General features: G+C 67.5%; 11 protein-coding genes. 3 read left to right on the top strand and 8 right to left on the bottom strand.

The features are described from left to right. Position 1 precedes the first annotated feature (1 nt). Entirely contained in the window at positions 2–1,342 is a 1,341-nt protein-coding gene (gene gabT / locus ABZV44_RS05625; protein ID WP_354832392.1) for a 4-aminobutyrate--2-oxoglutarate transaminase, read from the bottom strand. 47 nt (positions 1,343–1,389) lie between these two features. Then, positions 1,390–2,820, bottom strand: a complete 1,431-nt coding sequence (locus ABZV44_RS05620) for an aminobutyraldehyde dehydrogenase (protein ID WP_354832390.1) — start codon at positions 2,818–2,820, stop codon at positions 1,390–1,392. Between the two features lie 141 nt (positions 2,821–2,961). Between ABZV44_RS05620 and ABZV44_RS05615 the strand changes: the two genes are divergently transcribed. Beyond that, positions 2,962–4,488 carry a PucR family transcriptional regulator ligand-binding domain-containing protein gene (locus tag ABZV44_RS05615; protein WP_354832388.1) on the top strand — a complete coding sequence of 509 codons (1,527 nt, stop codon included), beginning with the start codon at positions 2,962–2,964 and terminating at the stop codon, positions 4,486–4,488. On the opposite strand, the gene ABZV44_RS05610 is transcribed toward ABZV44_RS05615, so the two are convergent. Continuing rightward, a complete protein-coding gene (locus ABZV44_RS05610; RefSeq protein WP_354832386.1) occupies positions 4,472–7,594 on the bottom strand; it encodes an NAD-glutamate dehydrogenase domain-containing protein in 3,123 nt (1,040 codons plus the stop codon). The genes ABZV44_RS05615 and ABZV44_RS05610 overlap by 17 nt on opposite strands. Before the next feature lie 540 nt (positions 7,595–8,134). Here ABZV44_RS05610 and ABZV44_RS05605 point away from each other — a divergent pair. After that, entirely contained in the window at positions 8,135–11,377 is a 3,243-nt protein-coding gene (locus ABZV44_RS05605) for a protein kinase (protein ID WP_354832384.1), read from the top strand. Here the strand turns inward: ABZV44_RS05605 and ABZV44_RS05600 are convergent. The 5 genes from ABZV44_RS05600 to ABZV44_RS05580 form a co-directional block, all read right to left on the bottom strand. Continuing rightward, a complete protein-coding gene (locus ABZV44_RS05600; RefSeq protein ID WP_354832382.1) occupies positions 11,322–11,702 on the bottom strand; it encodes an aldehyde dehydrogenase family protein in 381 nt (126 codons plus the stop codon). The two genes, ABZV44_RS05605 and ABZV44_RS05600, sit on opposite strands and share 56 nt — an antisense overlap. After that, positions 11,689–13,188 (bottom strand): cytosine permease, encoded by a 1,500-nt coding sequence (locus tag ABZV44_RS05595; protein ID WP_354832380.1) that lies wholly within the window; start codon positions 13,186–13,188, stop codon positions 11,689–11,691. Before ABZV44_RS05595 ends, ABZV44_RS05600 begins: the two co-directional genes overlap by 14 nt. Before the next feature lie 48 nt (positions 13,189–13,236). Then, a complete protein-coding gene (locus ABZV44_RS05590; protein WP_354832378.1) occupies positions 13,237–13,629 on the bottom strand; it encodes a hypothetical protein in 393 nt (130 codons plus the stop codon). Positions 13,630–13,639: 10 nt separating this feature from the next. After that, a complete protein-coding gene (locus ABZV44_RS05585; protein WP_354832376.1) occupies positions 13,640–15,280 on the bottom strand; it encodes a GMC family oxidoreductase in 1,641 nt (546 codons plus the stop codon). Between the two features lie 951 nt (positions 15,281–16,231). Continuing rightward, the gene (locus ABZV44_RS05580; RefSeq protein ID WP_354832374.1) at positions 16,232–16,456 is read right to left on the bottom strand and encodes a hypothetical protein; all 225 of its coding nucleotides are present in this window, start codon (positions 16,454–16,456) and stop codon (positions 16,232–16,234) included. A gap of 334 nt (positions 16,457–16,790) precedes the next feature. On the opposite strand from ABZV44_RS05580, the gene ABZV44_RS05575 reads away from it, so the two are divergent. Then, positions 16,791–17,231, top strand: a complete 441-nt coding sequence (locus tag ABZV44_RS05575) for a Fur family transcriptional regulator (RefSeq protein WP_354832372.1) — start codon at positions 16,791–16,793, stop codon at positions 17,229–17,231. The last annotated feature ends 63 nt before the right edge of the window (positions 17,232–17,294 follow it).

Genomic DNA, 17,294 nt, shown 5'->3' with positions numbered 1-17,294 from the left:
ATTACGCGGACAGATCACCGATGGCGGTGCACAACACATCCAGGGCGTCGTCGAGCAGGGCTTCGCCGATCACCAGCGGCGGCAGCAGCCGGATCACATTGCCGAAGGTGCCGCAGGTCAAGGTGAGCACGCCCTGCTCGAGGCAGCGGGCGGCGATGGCGGCGGTCAGGGCGGCATCGGGTTCGGTGCCGCCGGGGCGGACGAACTCCAGCGCCAGCATCGCGCCCCGGCCGCGCACCTCGCCGATGGCCGGAACCTGCTGCGCGAGTGCGCGCAAGCGGGTCGTGGCGATCTCGCCGATGCGGCGGGCGCGGGCATTGAGATCGTGCTCGCGGATGGCGTCGATGGCGGCCAGCGCGGCGGCGCAGGCGACCGGATTGCCGCCGTAGGTGCCGCCCAGGCCGCCGGGGTGGACCGCGTCCATGAGATCGGCGCGGCCGGTGATCGCCGAGAGCGGCATACCGCCCGCGATGCCCTTGGCCATGGTGATGATGTCGGGCACCACGCCCTCGTGCGCGCAGGCGAACCAGTCGCCGGTGCGGGCGAAACCGGTCTGCACCTCGTCGGCGATGAACACCACGCCATTGGCACGGGCCCACTCGGCCAGCGCCGGAAGGAATCCCGGTGCGGGCACGATGAAACCGCCCTCGCCCTGGATGGGCTCGATGATGAGGGCCGCCACCGAGGTCGCGCCGATCTGCTTCTCGATGCGGGTGATCGCCTCCCGCGCCGCCGCCGCGCCGTCCTGGCCGCCGTCGCGGAACGGATACGACATCGGCATCCGGTAGACCTCGGGGGCGAACGGGCCGAAATTCTGCTTGTACGGCATGGATTTCGCGGTCAGCGCCATGGTCAGGTTGGTGCGGCCGTGATAGGCGTGATCGAAGGCGACCACCGCGGGGCGGCCGGTGGCCAGGCGCGCCACCTTGATGGCGTTCTCCACCGCTTCCGCGCCGGAATTGAACAGCACGCTGCGCTTCTCGTGATCGCCCGGAGTCAGCGCGGCCAGCTGCTCGGCCACCTCGATGTAGCCCTCGTAGGGGGCCACCATGAAACAGGTGTGGGTGAACCGCTCGGCCTGATCCTGGATCGCCGCAACGACTTTGGGATGCGAGGCCCCGACGCTGGTGACCGCGATGCCCGCGGCGAGATCGATGAGCGCATTGCCGTCCACGTCGACGATGACGCCACCATCGGCGTCGGCGGTGTACACCGGGGCGGTGGAACCGACGCCCGCGGCGACGGCGCCCTTGCGGCGCACCGCCAGTTCCTGCGAGCGCGGGCCGGGCAGGGCGGTCCGGAGCACCCGCTGCTGCGGAATCCGGTAGCTGATCGCTGTCATGAAAATCTTTCTGCGGGAAGGGAATTCGATGGCCGGTGCAACCGGGATCAGTCGTGTGCGCTCATGACGTGCTTGATGCGCGTGTAGTCCTCGACGCCGTAGGCGGACAGATCCTTGCCGTGACCGGAGCGTTTGAAACCGCCGTGCGGCATCTCGGCGACCAGCGGAATATGGCAGTTCACCCACACCGCGCCGAAGTCCAGTGCGGCCGAAACCCGCTGCACCACACCGTGATCGCGGCTCCACACGCTCGAGGCCAGGCCGTAGACCACGTCATTGGCCAGACGGATGGCCTCGGACTCGTCGGCGAAGGTCTGCACGGTGATCACCGGGCCGAAGATCTCCTCCTGCACGATCGGATCGTCCTGCCGCACACCGGTCACCACGGTCGGCGCGAAGAAGAAGCCGCGCTCGCCGATCCGCGCACCGCCGGTGGCGATGGTGGTGTGCGCGGGCAGCGCCGCGATCTTGCCGGTCACCGACTCGAAGTGGCGGATGTTGTTGAGCGGTCCGTAGGCGGCATCCGGATTGTCGGGCAGGCCCGGCCGCACCGTCTGCGCCTTCTTCACCAGAGCCTCCACGAACGCGTCGTGCACCGACTCGTGCACCAGCACGCGGGTGGCGGCCGTGCAGTCCTGACCGGCGTTGAAGTAGGCGGCATCGCCGATGCGATCGGCGGCCAGCGCCAGATCCGCGTCGCCGAACACCAGGACCGGCGCATTGCCACCCAATTCCAGATGCGCCCGCTTCACCTGATGGGCGGCGGCGGTGGCCACCTCGATGCCCGCGCGCACCGAACCGGTGATGGCCACCATGTCCAGGACCGGATGCGCGACCAGCGCGGCCCCGGTGCCCGCGGTGCCGAGCACCACGTTCAGGACGCCGGCGGGCAGGATGTCGCGGGTCAGTTCGGCCAGCACCAGGGTGCTGCGGGGCGTGGTGTCACTGGGCTTGAGGACGACCGTATTGCCGGTCGCCAGCGCCGGGCCGATCTTCCAGATGGCCATCATGAGCGGGTAGTTCCACGGCGTCACCTGGCCGATCACGCCGACCGGCTCGCGGCGCACATAGGAGGTGAAGCCCTCCATGTACTCACCGGCCGACTTGCCCTCCAGCAGCCGCGCCGCCCCGGCGAAGAAGCGCAGGTGATCCGCGCCCGCGGCGACCTCCTCGGAGGCGATCAGATGCTTGGGCTGGCCGGTATCGAGGGACTGCGCCTCGACCAGGGCCTGCGCATTGGCTTCGACGGCGTCGGCCAGTGCCAGCAGGGCGGCCTGACGGCGGCTCGGAGTCGCGGCCTTCCAGGCCGGGAAGGCGCGGGCGGCGGCGGCCACGGCGGCATCCACATCGGCGGGCCCGGAGATCGGGCTGCGGCCGGTCACGGACTCGTCCACCGGGCTGATCAGGTCGAACGACTCCGCCGCGGTGGCGGCCGTAAACTGGCCGTCGATGTAGTTGCGAAGTATCTCCGTGGTCATGTCTGCCCGTTCTCGTGCGATGTGGGAGTGCTGCTCGATTGCCACCGAGTGTGCTGCGCGACACACCCCTGCGTCACCTGCCGAATCGGCGTGACCCGAGAGGGGGGTTTCACCATTGTGTCCAGTTGCTGTGGGAGAGCTATGAGTGTGGGAATTCCGGTCCGATGGATCCTGTCGCAGCCTGAGCTGGGATTGGTGCTCAAAGGCGGCGCTGCCGGACTGGGCCGGGAAATCGCGCTCGCGCTCACCTCCGAACTCACCGAACCGCAGCAATGGCTCTCCGGCGGGGAACTGGTCCTCACCACCGGCATGGGTTTGCCGCTCAGTCGCCCCGATCGACTGCGCTACCTGCGTGATCTGGACTCGGTGGGGGTGGTCGGCGTCGGATTCGGAGTCGGGCTCTCGCACCCGGCCGTGCCCGAGGACCTGGTCGAGGCCGCCGACGAGCTCGGGCTGCCGCTGTTCGAGGTGCCGCTGCCGACACCGTTCGGCGCGATCACCAAGAAGGTCATGCAGCGGCTCGCCGAACAGGAATACGAAAAGGTGCTGCGGGCCTCGCGCAGCCAGCCGCGCATGACCCGCGCCGCGATCCAGGGCGTACCCGCCGTCATCAAGGAATTGTCGGCGGCCCTGTCGGCCACCGCGATCGTCGTCGGAGCCGATGGCGTGGTGACCGACGCGCATCCCGGGCCGGTGTCCGCCGAGATCATCGACAAGATCACCGAATTTCTCGGGACCCGCGGCGACGGCGCGGCCAGCGGCGTGATCCACACGGCCCCGGACGTTTTCATCGCCGTGCAGGCCATCGCGGCCGGGCCCGCCACGCACGGGCACCTCGCCGTCGTGACCACGACCGCGCTGAGCCCGGTCGACCAGGTGCTGCTCGGGCACGCCAGCTCACTGCTCGCCCTGGACTTCGAGAAACCCGCGCGACTGCGCATCGCGCAGAACCGCTTGAACACCCAGGCCATCGCCATGCTGCTCGAGGAACCGACCGCGCTCGACACCGTGTGGGCGCATCTGACTCCGGCCGCCGACCGGGCCGGGCGCGTGCGGGCACTGGTGCTGCGCTGCCCCTCGGCGGAGACCGCCGAACGGGTCGTCGAGGCCGTCGACACGCGGCTGGCGACGCAGAGCAGGCAGCTGTTCGCCCATCTGGCCGACGATCGGGCCGCCATCCTGCTGGCCGGAACCGATACCGAGGAATCGGCGGAGCAGCTGCTGCGGTCCTTGCCCGCGAGCGTGCGCGCCAGCGTGCGTGCCGGGATCAGCGCGCCACATCCCCTGCGCCGCTTCGCCGCCGCCATCGAACACGCGGAGCTGGCCGCGTCCGCGGCGCCGCCGGGGGCGAGCCCGCAGGAGCTCTCCGCGCGGGCCGGGCACTCCCTGCTGACCTTCCCGGAGGCGCGACGGGTGCTCGGCGCAGTGTCGGAGGCCATGCTGGCGCCGCTCGTCGGCTACGACGAGCGCCACGACACCAACCTGGTCGACTCGCTGCGCGCCTACCTCGAGGCGCACGGGCAATGGGAAGCCGCCGCCAACGCCCTCGGCGTGCACCGGCATACGCTGCGCAGCCGGATCGTCAAGATCGAATCGGTGCTCGGCTGCCGGCTCGACACCGCCCGGGTGCGCGCCGAGCTGCTGCTGGCCGTTATCGCCCAGCGCTGACCTGTCGCCCGGCGCTGAGCTTGGCCGCCTCCGCCAATCCGGCGTTGACCACGCACAGGCGCGCGAGATCGACGACACCGGAGCGGCGCAGACCACCGGCCAGTTCCAGCAGCCTGGCCGCGGAATCGGTTTCACCCCAGGCCCTCACGAGATCGCGGGCCGAGGCGGTGGGGTCGGCCCCGGCGAGGACCGCGACCGTGAGCGCGTGCCACCGCGACTGCAATTCATCGCCCAGCACGGCGGCAGCCAGGGTCTCCCAGCGATCCGACGCGGGCTCGGCGTCGAAAGCCGTTGCCAGCCAGTCCAAACCGATGAGATCGCCCAGCTCGCGGTAGGTCTGCGCAACCAGCGGCACCGGAAGCTGTGCGCGCCGGGCGATGTCGCTCAGCGGCAGCGCCTGCGCCAGCAGACGCAGGTTCGCCTTATCGCGTCCGGTATGCCCGCAGGGTCGCGGCAGCACCGTGATCAAGTCCGCGACCAGCGGTGCGTGACGGTCGATCTCCTCGGACCAGGAGCCCGACCCGGGCTGGGTCAGCAACCAGGCGGTGGCCTGTTCGACGGCCGCCTGGATACCGTTGAGGATGCTCATGCGCACCCGCGGCGAGACGCCGGGCAGGGCCAGGGCATCGCGCCACCAACCGTCGATATCGAGCACGCTGTGCACCACCGTGCAGGCCAGCACGATGTGCGCGGTACCCGCGCCGAGCCGCTCCTCCAGGCGGTGGATCATGCCGGGGCCGACCCGGTTGATCACCTGGTTCGCCACCGCCACGGCCACGATCTCCCGGGCCACCGGGTGCCGGCGCAGCACGTCCGCACCCAGCCCGGTGCGCACCGAATCGGGGAAGTAGCCGAACACGGTCCCGGCCACCACCGGATCGTCGAGGATTCCGGCGGCCAGCAGTTCATCGCGGACCAGGTTCTTGGCCATGGCCAGCAGCACCGCGATCTCCGGACGCACCAGGCCGGTTCCCGCGCGGCGGCGGGCGGTGAGCTCCGCCGGGGTGGGCAGGAACTCGGCGGCGCGGTCCAGACCGGTGGCCTGCTCGAGGTTCTCGATCAAACGGCCGTGCCGATCGATCAGGAACGGGGCGTGCGCCTCGGCCAGGCTGATGGCCAGCGCCTGCCGATCACAGTCGGCGAGTACGGCGGCGACCACCGCGCCGGCATTGTCGGCCAGCAGCCGATCCCGTTCGGCCGGGGTCAGCGCACCCGCGCTCACCGCGGCCGCGAGCGCGATCTTGAGATTCACCTCGCGATCCGAAATCGCCACGCCCGCAGCATTATCGATGAAATCGGCATTGACCCGGCCGCCCGCCACCGCGAACTCGATACGCGCCCGCTGGGTCAGACCCAGATTGCCGCCCTCGCCGACCACCCGGCAGCGTAGCCGCGACGCCGCAATCCGCACCTCGTCATTGGCCGGGTCGGCGACCGCGGTGTCCGGCTCGTCGCCGCCGCGCACATAGGTGCCGATGCCGCCATTGAACAGCAGGTCCACCTCCGCACTCAGAATCGCCCGAATCACCTCGGGCGCGGGCAGTTCCGTCGCGGTGACGCCCAGCCGATCACGCACCTCGGGGGAGAGCGGGATGGACTTGGCGGTGCGCGGCCACACGCCGCCGCCCTTCGAGATCAGGGCGCGGTCGTAGTCGGCCCAGCTGCTGCGCTCCAGACCGGCCAGGCGGCGGCGCTCGCCATGCGACAGCAGCGGATCCGGGTCCGGGTCGAGGAAGATGTGGCGGTGGTCGAAGGCCGCCACCAGCAGAATCCGATCGGTTTCGAGCATGCCGTTGCCGAAGACGTCGCCCGACATATCGCCGATGCCCGCCACCGTGAACGGCTGCGCGTCGGCGTCGATGCCCAGCTCGGCCAGATGCTGCCGGATCGAGCACCACACGCCACGCGCGGTGATGCCCAGCGCCTTGTGGTCGTAGCCGCTGGAACCGCCCGAGGCGAACGCGTCACCGAGCCAGAAACCCCGCGATACCGCAATGCCATTGGCCAGATCGGACAAGCGCGCGGTGCCCTTGTCCGCCGCGACCACCAGATACGGATCGTGGTCGTCGTACACCACGCAGTGCGCGGGCGGGACCGTCACGCCGTCGACGATATTGTCGGTGACATCGAGCAGACCGCCGACGAACGCCGAGTACGCCGATTCGACAGTGGCGGGATCGCTTCCGCGCCGGGCCACGAACACACCCTTCGCGCCGGCCGGCACGATGACCGCGTTCTTGACCGTCTGGGTCTTCATCAGCCCGAGCACCTCGGTGCGGAAATCGTCGCCGCGATCCGACCAGCGCACGCCGCCACGGGCGATCGCGCCGCCGCGCACGTGGCTGCCCTCCACCTCGGCGGCGTGCACGAAGATCTCGCGATAGGGCGTGACCGGGGCCGAGATCGAGAGCCGGGCCGGATCGACCTTGAACGCGGCCACCGCGCGACCGGGCTGATACCAGTTGGTGCGCAGCACCGCGGTGCAGAAGGTGTGCAGGCCGCGCAGCAGCTGATCCTCCGGCAGCGTGGCCGCGGCCTCCAGCCGCCGCTGCACCGCCGCATCGGCGGCGGCCACCGACTCGGCCCGCCCGGCAGTGCGCGCCGGATCGAACCTGGCGTGGAACAACTCCACGAACGCGCGCACGAATTCGGCATGGGCGGAAAGGATCTCGGTGACCGTGGCCTCGCTCAGGCGCAGTCCCACCTGCCGTAGATAGCGGCACGCGGCACGCACCAGCACCACATCCCGCCAGGCCAGCTCGGCCGTGCCGACCAACCCGATCAACCCGTCGACCTCCACGGCGGTGTCCACGGCCGCCAGGAACGCTTCCGCGATCAGCGCGGCCGTCCGCTCGTGCAGCGGAAAAGCGGTGGGGCGGAAGGTGAACCGATGCACGGCGCGCAACTCATCGCCGCTCACCTCATGGGTGATCACCGGCAATCCCAGCGCCGAGAAGACCTCGATCAGCGTGGTGAGAGGCGGCGGCGCGCCATGCCAGACCAATCGCGCCGACGGCGACTCACCCGCGATCCGCTCGAATTCCAGCCGGGGGACAGCATCGATCCGCTGTTCGTCCAGCGTGCCGGTGCCTGCTCCGCGATGCATCCGTTCAACTCCCTGTGCGCGATGGGTCCGTCCGCAGCCAATCTGCCGCATGGGAGACCCACGACACAGTGGACGAACCGGCACGCTCACCCCACCCCAATCCGCCGCCCTGTCCATTGCCGGCCGACCCCACTCGCCCGAGGGGAAGCGTCCATGCCGCCCCAGACTGCACCCGGAGAAGAAGCGGAACACGCATCCAGTGGCGAGCGCGAGATGCAAGAAATCCGGCGACGTGGTCGGCGTACGGCCCGACGCTCGCAGCGCGTCGTTCACCGAGTCGCGCGCCTTCGGCCACACCGCGGCCACCCCGTAGTCGTCAGATCTCGACGGCGAGATCGCGGGGACCGCCTGCTCGAGACACGCGGGCAGGTCGGCTGCCGCTGGAGCAGGAGGGGAACCGCACCGCCTCTACTCCAGCGGCAGATCATTGCACCTCACCGCTGCACACCACGCGCCCGAGCGCTGCGCCTGATCGGATCCTTCGGCAGCACAGCGGATTATCATGGGGAATTCGGGGGGTGTGAATTGCAGGTGACCCATATGGTCGAGGATGACCCCCTCAGAACACGCCGGGATATGGCGGCCACACCGGTCGCGGAGCTGAGTTCGGCGGGGTTCGAGGACGCCGAGGAGATCGGGCGGGGCGGGTTCGGCGTGGTCTGCCGCTGCATCCAGCGCGACTTGGATCGCGTCGTCGCGGTGAAGGTGCTCACCACCGCTGAACCGGACGAGGAAAGCAGAGCGCGATTTGTGCGGGAGCAACGCGCGATGGGGCGACTGACCGGCCACCCGAACATCGTCGGAGTCCTGCAGATCGGCGAGATCTCGCCTGGGAGACCGTATTTGGTGATGCAGTGCCACGAGCGCGGATCCCTCGAGGACCGGATCCGCAGGGACGGTCCGCTCTCTGTGCAGGAGGTGCTGCGGCTCGGGATCAAGGTGGCCGGAGCGCTCGAGACGGCGCACCGGCTCGGTATCGTGCACCGTGACGTCAAACCGGCGAATATCCTGTTCACCGAATACGGGGAGCCGGCGTTGAGCGATTTCGGCATCGCCCGTATCGCCGGCGGATTCGAGACCACGACGGGAACGGTCACGGCGTCGCCGGCGTTTGCTGCTCCCGAGGTTCTCGACGGCCATCCGCCCAATGTGGCGTCGGACGTGTACGGGCTGGCAAGTACGTTGTTCTGCGCGCTCACCGGACATGCCGCTTTCGAACGCCGCAGCGGCGAACAGGTCGTTGCGCAGTTTCTCCGGATCACCACCGATCCGGTGCCGGATCTGCGCACCGGCGGGATCCCCGACGATGTGTGCGCGGCAATCGAGACCGCGATGGACCGCGACCCGGCGCAGCGCCCCTCCGCTCTCGCCCTCGGTAAGCAGCTGCAGCAGATCCAGCGCGACCATGGTTACGCCGTCGATGAGATGACCATCCGCGGTGAACCCGACAACGTGCCCAAAGCGCACGTACCGGCGCGAGGACAAGGTCGTCGCAGAGGGGATACGGGTGCCCTTCGGTTGGAACTGACCAGCTTTGTCGGTCGGAAGGCACAACTGTCCGAGGTGAAGAAGGCGCTGTCGGAATCGCGTCTGGTTACGTTGACGGGCATCGGTGGGGTCGGCAAGACGCGGCTCGCGGCGCGGGCGGCGAGCAAGTTGCGCCGCAGTTATGCAGACGGGGTCAGATTGGTCGAGTTCGGCGACATCGACGACCCAGAGTTGGTGGACGACATTGTGGCTGCTTCGGTCGGCGTACGGAACCTGGCCGACAGGCCGACGAGGGAGGTACTGGTCGAGTTCCTCTCGACACGCAAACTTTTGCTGGTGCTCGACAACTGCGAGCACCTGGTGGAGGCGGTCGCGTACCTCGCGGAGTCGCTGCTGCGTGCCTGCGTGGACCTGTCGATCTTGGCCACCAGCCGCGAGGTCCTCGGAATCGGCGGCGAATCCGTGTTGCCGGTGACGCCACTGGGTTTTCCGGATCCGTCCAGCATGCCCACGCTGGGAGAAGTGTCCCGATACGATGCGGTGGAATTGTTCGTCGAACGAGCGGCCGCGGTAGTGCCCGGGTTCGAGCTGACTCGAGACAACCGGCTTGCCGTAGCCCGGATTTGTGCCCGGCTCGACGGTTTGCCATTGGCGATCGAGCTGGCCACGGCCCGGTTGCGCGTGCTGTCCGTCGATCAGATCCTCCGACGGCTCGACGACCGGTACACCCTGCTCACAGCGGGCAATCGGGATGTCCCGACGCGCCAGCAGACTCTGTGGTGGTGCATCGGCTGGAGTTACGACCTGTGCACACCACGCGAACAGCAGCTGTGGTCGCAACTGTCGATCTTCGCTCACGGCTTCGATCTCGACGCGGCTGAACAGGTGTGCGGCACCGCCGCACCCGACCCCGACCTGCTCGACGCATTGTTCGCGTTGGTGGACAAGTCGATCCTGATCCGGGAGGAATCCGGTGGCGCGGTCAGGTTTCGGATGCTCGACACAGTGCAGAACTACGGCAGGACAAAGCTCGAGGAGGCAGGTGAGGACCGGGAGATCGGTCGCCGGCATCGGGATTGGTATGAGCGGTTGGCGTTCGACGCGGAGGCCGAGTGGATCAGTCCCCGCCAACTCGAGTGGGATTCTCGCCTGAAGCAGGAACTGCCGAATCTGCGCAAGGCAATGGAGTTCGACGAGACCGGTACCGGCGGCATGAGGATCGCGGCAGCTCTGTTTTCGTTCTGGTACATGGGTGGCCGCATCACCGAGGGCCGCAGCTGGCTCGACCGAACTCTGGCCCACTCCGTCGTCGCACAAGGTCGAGATCGCGCCAAGGCGCTCTACTCGGCCGGGATGCTGGCCGCGGCCCAGGCCGACCTGGCCGCGGCGACAGCGCGGGTGGCGGAACTCAGGGGGCTGGCCAGGCAGATGGCCGGCCCGGAGATCGCCACCTGGGTGGCCGTCGCGGACGGTTACACCGCGCTGGTCAGCGACGATCTCGGCCATGCCGTCGCCCGCCTGGAGGAGGCCGCGGAACTGGTCACAGGCTGTAGTGATCCCGTATTGCGAATGGACTCTTCCCTATTGCTGGGGTGGGCATACCAACTCGGTGGGGATCTGCGGCGCGCGGTCGCCTGTCACGAGCAGACGCTGGCATTCGCGGACTCTCGCGGAGGAGAGACGTCATTTCGCTCCTGGCTGTTGTGGGCACTGGGCACGGCCGTCTGGAGGCAGGGTGCGCTCGACCGAGCCACGGACCTGGTGAAGCAGAGCCTTCGTCATGCGCGCTCGGTGGATGATCCACTCATCGCCGCGACCAGTCTGGAAGCTCTCGCATGGATCACTTCCGATCGCGACGATGTCCGCCGCGCCTCGGTGTTGATGGGCGCGGCCGAAGCACTGGGCCGGGCCGCAGGCAGCTCCTCCATCCTGTTCCCCAACCTGGCCACCTATCACCAGGCATGCGAGCGCCGCGCACAGGAGACTCTCGGAACACGAGAATTCGAGAAAGCCCGCGAGCAGGGCCGTGCGATGAGTTTCGCCGTGGCCGCTGCCTTCGGCCTCGAAGAAGACCCGCCATCGCTGGCCGACCGAGCGGCGTCGATTCTCACCAAACGTGAACAGCAGATCGCCGAACTGGTAGCCGATGGCCTCACCAACAGCGCAATCGCTGGTCGACTGATGATCTCACGGCGCACTGCGGAGGGGCACGTCGAGCACATCCTGACGAAGCTGGGTTTCACCTCGCGGGTTCAGATCGCCAGGTGGGTCGCAGCAGGTGCGGGACCACCCTGAGTTCACATGATCGATGTTCGGGCGTTGCGTCCGGCCGGCCGGCGACGCATCGACTTCCCACCCCGTATCCAGGGCTCATGCGCTGTGGTTGATCATGAGCCGCGAGGGCCGCCTCCACCGCCGAATCGACATCGTCGATGGTTCCCGCCGGGACGGATCCGAGGATCTCTTCCGTGGTCGGATCGAGGACGTCGATGACTTCCGTGGACGAGCCCTGGACGAACGATCCGCCGATGAAGTGGCCTGCGGGCGGCACGTCAGCGACCGGGATCTGATCCGGAGAGGGACGCCGAACGGTGAATCGCCCAATTTCAGTCGATGCCATGATTATTCGCCTGTACTTTCTGCGCCCGGTCCGGCGCCTGTAGGCAGGTTCTTCGTTTCGGTCGCGTCGCCGAGGCGTCACGTGCGACGGAACGACTCCTGCGGCGGGCAAGAGCTGTGGCTGTGAAGTAGTAGAGCGGTGAAACGACAGCCAATCCGACGATGAACGAGATGTCTGTGTTGCCGAGCATTGTCGCGATCGGTCCGACGAAGGCGGTCCCGATGATCATGAACGGGAGTTGCACAGCGACGCCGATGAGGTAGCAACAGACCGCGGGCCAGTTGACCCGGCCGTAGCGACCGCCGTCGCGCTTGTAGAAATCGTCGACGACGTAATCCCCATGCCGGACCAGGTAGTAGTCCACGAGATTCACGGCGGTCCACGGGACCAGCGCACCCAGCAGCAGAACCAGGAAGTTCTTGTAGGTGGCGACGAAGTCGCTGCCCGCGGTGAGCGCGACACTCGTGGCCAGCACGCCCAGTCCGGTGGCGACCAGAGCACGTTCGCGACCGCGTGGAGTGAAGCGCGGAAAGATCGTCTGCGCCATCGTGACCGTGCACAGCGTGCCGCAGTACAGGTTCATCGCGTTCGTCGCGGCGACTCCGATGCTGAAGACCACAACCACCACGACGCTGATCCCCGCGGTGGCCTGGGTCAGGGCGACAACCGGGTCGGCGTGGGGGAGCAGCACTCCGACACCTGCCCCGAGGAACATCGGCAGGATCGAGCCGAGGCAGGTGCCCCAGTAGCTCATCCAGAACGCCGGCCTCGAGCCCGTCCTTGCCGGCAGGTAGCGCGAATAGTCGGAAACGTATGGGGCATAGGCGATCTGCCACACCGCACACGCCCCGAAGGTGCTCAGGAAGCCGGCCGGCGTCGCGATGCCCGTGCTGAAGAAGTGAGCGGGCACCGAGTGGACGGCGAACACCCAGACGAACGCCATCAGCAGCACCAGCCCCGACGCCCATGTCATGATGCGCGCGTAGGCGTGGATCAGGGTGTAACCCCAGATGGCCGCGCAGACGCTGATCGCCGCGAGCACCACGATGCCGGCCTCATCGCTCAGGAACGGTATCGCTGACGCGAGGGACTGCCCGCCGAAGACAAGAATCGAGACGAAGAACCCGAGATACATGCAGACGACGACTCCGACGATGAGAATCGATCCCAGCGAACCGAATTGGCCCTTGGTCTGCACCATCTGCGGAACACCCAGCCGCGGCCCCTGAGCGGAGTGCAGCGCCATGAAGATCGCACCGAAGAGGTTTCCCGCGATGATCGCCAGCGCGGCCGACCAGGCGGGCTGCCCGAAGCGGGTCGTCGACAACGCCCCGGTGACGATCGCCAGGATCATGATGTTGGTTCCGAACCAGATCGTGAACATGTCCCGGTTGCGCCCGTGGCGCTGCTCGGCCGGGATCGGTTGGATGGTGGCCGATTCGATGGTGGAGACAGATTCCTTACGCCCGCTGTGATTTTCACTCACTGGTGTTGCCTTTCGCAGGACCCCGGGGCAGGTTTCGGCCGGGCTTGATCAGCGGATGACGAAGCCGCGCTCGACAACGCCGGCGAGCAGATCGACGTAGGAATCCATGTCGTCACGGACCGGACGCGGTGCCGCGGCATAGGGCATGGCGGCCTTCACGGCGGGACTGAGGAAGTACGCGCCTGCCGTCAGCACCGTCAGCGCCTCGAACTGGTCGGGCCTGTGCGCGGCGAGCTCATCGAGAGCGGCTTCGGGGTCCTTGCCGGTGCACGAGGCGACGGCGGCGGCGAATGCCTCTGCGATATCAGGCCGGTAGCCGAGAACCTGGTCGAGCAACGCGTCGGGTACTCCGGCGGCGCTCGCCGAGGGCATGGAGCCGGACGCGGGAATCAGTGTGTCGGCGAGAAGCGCGAAGGTGCGGCGCTGGTCGGAATCGAGCATCATGCTGTCCTTAGAACGCGGTCTGGATGCTGTGGCGGGTTTCGGCGAGGTGCCGCATCGAGCGCAGAGCAATCGCCATGATGGTCGCGGTCGGGTTCACACCCGTGGAGGTGACGAAGACGCTGCCGTCGATGATGAACAAGTTGGGTACGTCGTGTGCCCGGCCCCACTGATCGACGACGGAGGTGGCCGGGTCGGTGCCCATGGTGGCCGTGCCGAGCAGATGCCAGGCGCTGTGGCGTACCACCGGGATCGGGTGGATTTCGACAGCCCCGGCGGCCTGATGCGCCTCGATCGCCCGCTCCACGTTGAATGTGAGCATCCGCTCACAGTTCTCACCGATGGTGTAGTGGATTTTCGCGGCCGGGATCCCGTCGGAGTCCGTGACGTCCGGGGCCAGCACGACCGCGTTGTGCTCGTCGGGCAGGTCTTCGGTGGTGATCCCCCATTCGGTGCAGCGCCCGAACGTGCGCTCGAGGCGGCTGTGGAAGGCGGGTCCGAAACCCCCACGCCAGTCCTGGCCCCGCTCCCACAGGGCGTGGGCGAGCGGGCCACCGGTCGGCATCAGGTTCCACTTCGCTCCCCGCACGAAACCGCGGTCGGTGTCGGTCTCGTAGAACTGCATCGACTGCAGCGCCTGTCCTGCTGGGCCGAGCCAGGTTTCGAGCACTTCGTCGTAGGCGCCGAATACCGACGCGTACGGGTGCGTCATCAGACGCTTGCCCACCAGCCCGGAGGAGTTGGCGAGGCCGTCGGGGAAAAGCGACGAGGTCGAGTTCAGCAGCAGGCGCGGTGTGCCCACACCGTTCGCGGCCATCACGGTCACCCGGGCCGCCAGGTGTCGCAGGTTCCCGTCGCGGTCGATGTACTCGGCGCCGGTGACAAGGCCGCGCTCGTTCACGGTGAGCCGGCTGACCCGGGCACCGGTGATCAGCACCGCACCCAGCGCGATCGCCTCACGCCAGTGTGTGAGGTCGGTGCTGGCCTTGGCCCCGGTGGGGCATCCGGATTCACACGCGCCGTAGCGCAGACAGGCCGGGCGGTTCTTGAAGTCGCGCGACGCGATGGCATTCGGTGCCGGCCACCAGTGCCAGCCCAGCTTGTCCATCCCTTTGGCCGCGACCAGCCCGTACTTGCCGATCGGCAGCGGCGGCAGCGGAAAGGTGTGCGGATCCGGATAGGCGGGGTCGCCTTCCAGCCCAGACGCGCCGATATGGTAGGTGACCTCGTCGTAGAACGGCCGCAGATCCTCATAGGTGAACGGCCAGTCCGCGGCCACGCCGTCGAGTGTCCTGACGCGGAAATCCGACGGCATCGCCCGGACCCAGTGCCCGGAGAACAGGATCGTGCTGCCGCCGACCCCGTTGAACATCAGCGGTTCCACCGGGCTCTCGGTGGCATCGACCGGATAGTCGGCCGGGTTCTGACGCACATTCGGGCTGGCGTTCCACTGCTTCAGACGGGTGAGCTCCCACGACGGTTTGTCGCCGGTGAACTCGTCGGGCAGGGTCCATTCGCCCTGCTCCAGACACACGACCCCGAGGCCTCTGCCGGCCAACTCGAGTGCTGCCACCCCGCCAGATGCTCCGGCGCCCACGATGAGGACGTCGGCTCCTTCGGCGGTGTCGTAGTCGATGTGCTGTGTGTTCATCGGCTGGTGCTCCTGGTCAGCCCAAGAGCAATGATGCGTGGGTCACACCTTGCCCGCCACCATCGATCCGCAACAAACCGGCGAACCCGCGTTGTCCGAACGCACAAGGAGATGAAATGCGCACGCACCGCGACGTCGAGGCAGCAGATCATCAGTCCGCAATGCCGTGAACCGGATCGGCGGATTCCGCGAGACACCCCTCCAAACGACGGCACTGGTTCCTTGGGACCAACCCAAATCCGACCAGCGGTTCGTCACTGTGACGTAATGAGAGCGGCTAGGCCCCGGAAGGGGAGAAGACGCCCCTCGCCAGTGGCCAATGAATTGGTCTGCACGGCTAAGGGGTCCGACGGATCTCCCCGAGGTCCTTGACGACCTCGGGGAAGTGGCGACGGAAGGTGGTGTTGGATAGTCCAAACTGTCGAGCAAGCGCCAGGACGCTGGGACGACGCCCGTCGAGGCGCGTCTGCTCGACAAGTAAAGGCCTCTCGGACTTGATGTTCAGTCGGCACGCTCACTGCGGAAAGACCTGCACGTCACGGAAGAAGTCACACACGCACCAACAGTCACATTCGTCACAGTGACACAACATTTCGACGCATAACTATGCAGACAGCATTGAATAATGCGCTGTACATGCAGGTTTTCCCGGATTTATCCACCTGACTCGGAGCACACGCACCCGCGGTGGTTCACACGCACCTTTTTCCGGATCGGACAACAGCGTGGCCACATGGCGGGTTTCAAGATCAACTGCCGCGCCGTAACCGCGCCGATAATCGACATTATGTCAAGTAGGGCAGACCGGGATACCTCCCCGGCCGTCGCCGGCAAAGGCTGCGTGTACCAGCGGTCAGTAGGGTTTCGAACCGCCCACGGCCTTCGAATGCGCCGGTGCCGCTGTTGAATTCGCCGATGTACCGGGAGGCCGCCCGGGGCGCGGGGAGATGGTCAGTCCCAGACGAGGGTGAGGACGCGGTGACCGTCGGGTATGGCGGGGATACCGCAGTAGGTGTCCTCGTCGTAGGACCAGCCCTCCCATACTGGTTCCGCGCACAACTCCCCCACGTCGAGTCGCTTGTCGATGTCGCTGGGCAGCAATGACGTACAGATCGCCACCGATTCCGCCGCGATGCCGTCGTGATCGTCGTCGAACATCTCCTCGTGCAGTTGCACCCGGATCCAGGCGACGGCGGGGTCGGGCGCGCCGCGATCTCGGCAAGGCCGGGGCGGCCTTCGCCGTACTGGTTGGGGGCGATGGAGTCTTCGAGGGTGTTGCCCTCGAAGAACTCCGCGATGGTCACCAGCGGGTACCGGTTGGCGGTGGAGCGGGTGCGGATCTCGTCGCGGGTGATCACCGCTCGATGGTAGGGGCTGCACCCGCCCGTGGCTCCCGGGCCGGGCGGGGTCGCCGGCGGTGGTGTCGCCGGTCGGCGCCGGGATCATTTTTTGGGCGCCGATCCGGCCCAAAGACTTGATTGATTCCAGAAAAAGGGGCAGACTTCGGGTTGTGCCCACGCCTACGGATTTCGAGCGCATGTTGCGCGGGGCCGCTTTGCGTGTGACCGCACCGCGGCTGGCGGTGCTGACCGCGGTGCACACACACCCGCACTCGGATACGGACTCGATCCTGGGGTTCGTGCGCGAGACGCTGGGTGGGGTTTCACATCAGGCGGTGTACGACGTATTGAAGGCTCTGACCAGCGCGGGGCTGATTCGCCGCATTCAGCCGATGGGGTCCGTGGCGCTGTACGAGACGCGCGTCGGGGACAACCATCACCATGTGGTGTGCCGGTCGTGCGGCGTGATCGCCGATGTCGACTGCGCCGTGGGCGACGCGCCCTGCCTGACCGCGTCCGACGACAACGGTTTCGCGCTCGACGAGGCCGAGGTCATCTACTGGGGCCTGTGCCCCGAATGCTCGAAAACTACTGCGACACAAGACAAGTAGCGGTCACAATCGTGGCCGACAGCCAGATGATCACGCAGATGATCACTCACTGAAAGGACACAC

The sequence above is a fragment of the Nocardia sp. NPDC004860 genome (genome assembly GCF_040609015.1).
In the GTDB taxonomy this organism is placed as follows: domain Bacteria; phylum Actinomycetota; class Actinomycetes; order Mycobacteriales; family Mycobacteriaceae; genus Nocardia.
The sequence above is the reverse complement of the archived record's forward strand: the minus strand, read 5'-3'. Positions and strand labels throughout refer to the sequence as shown.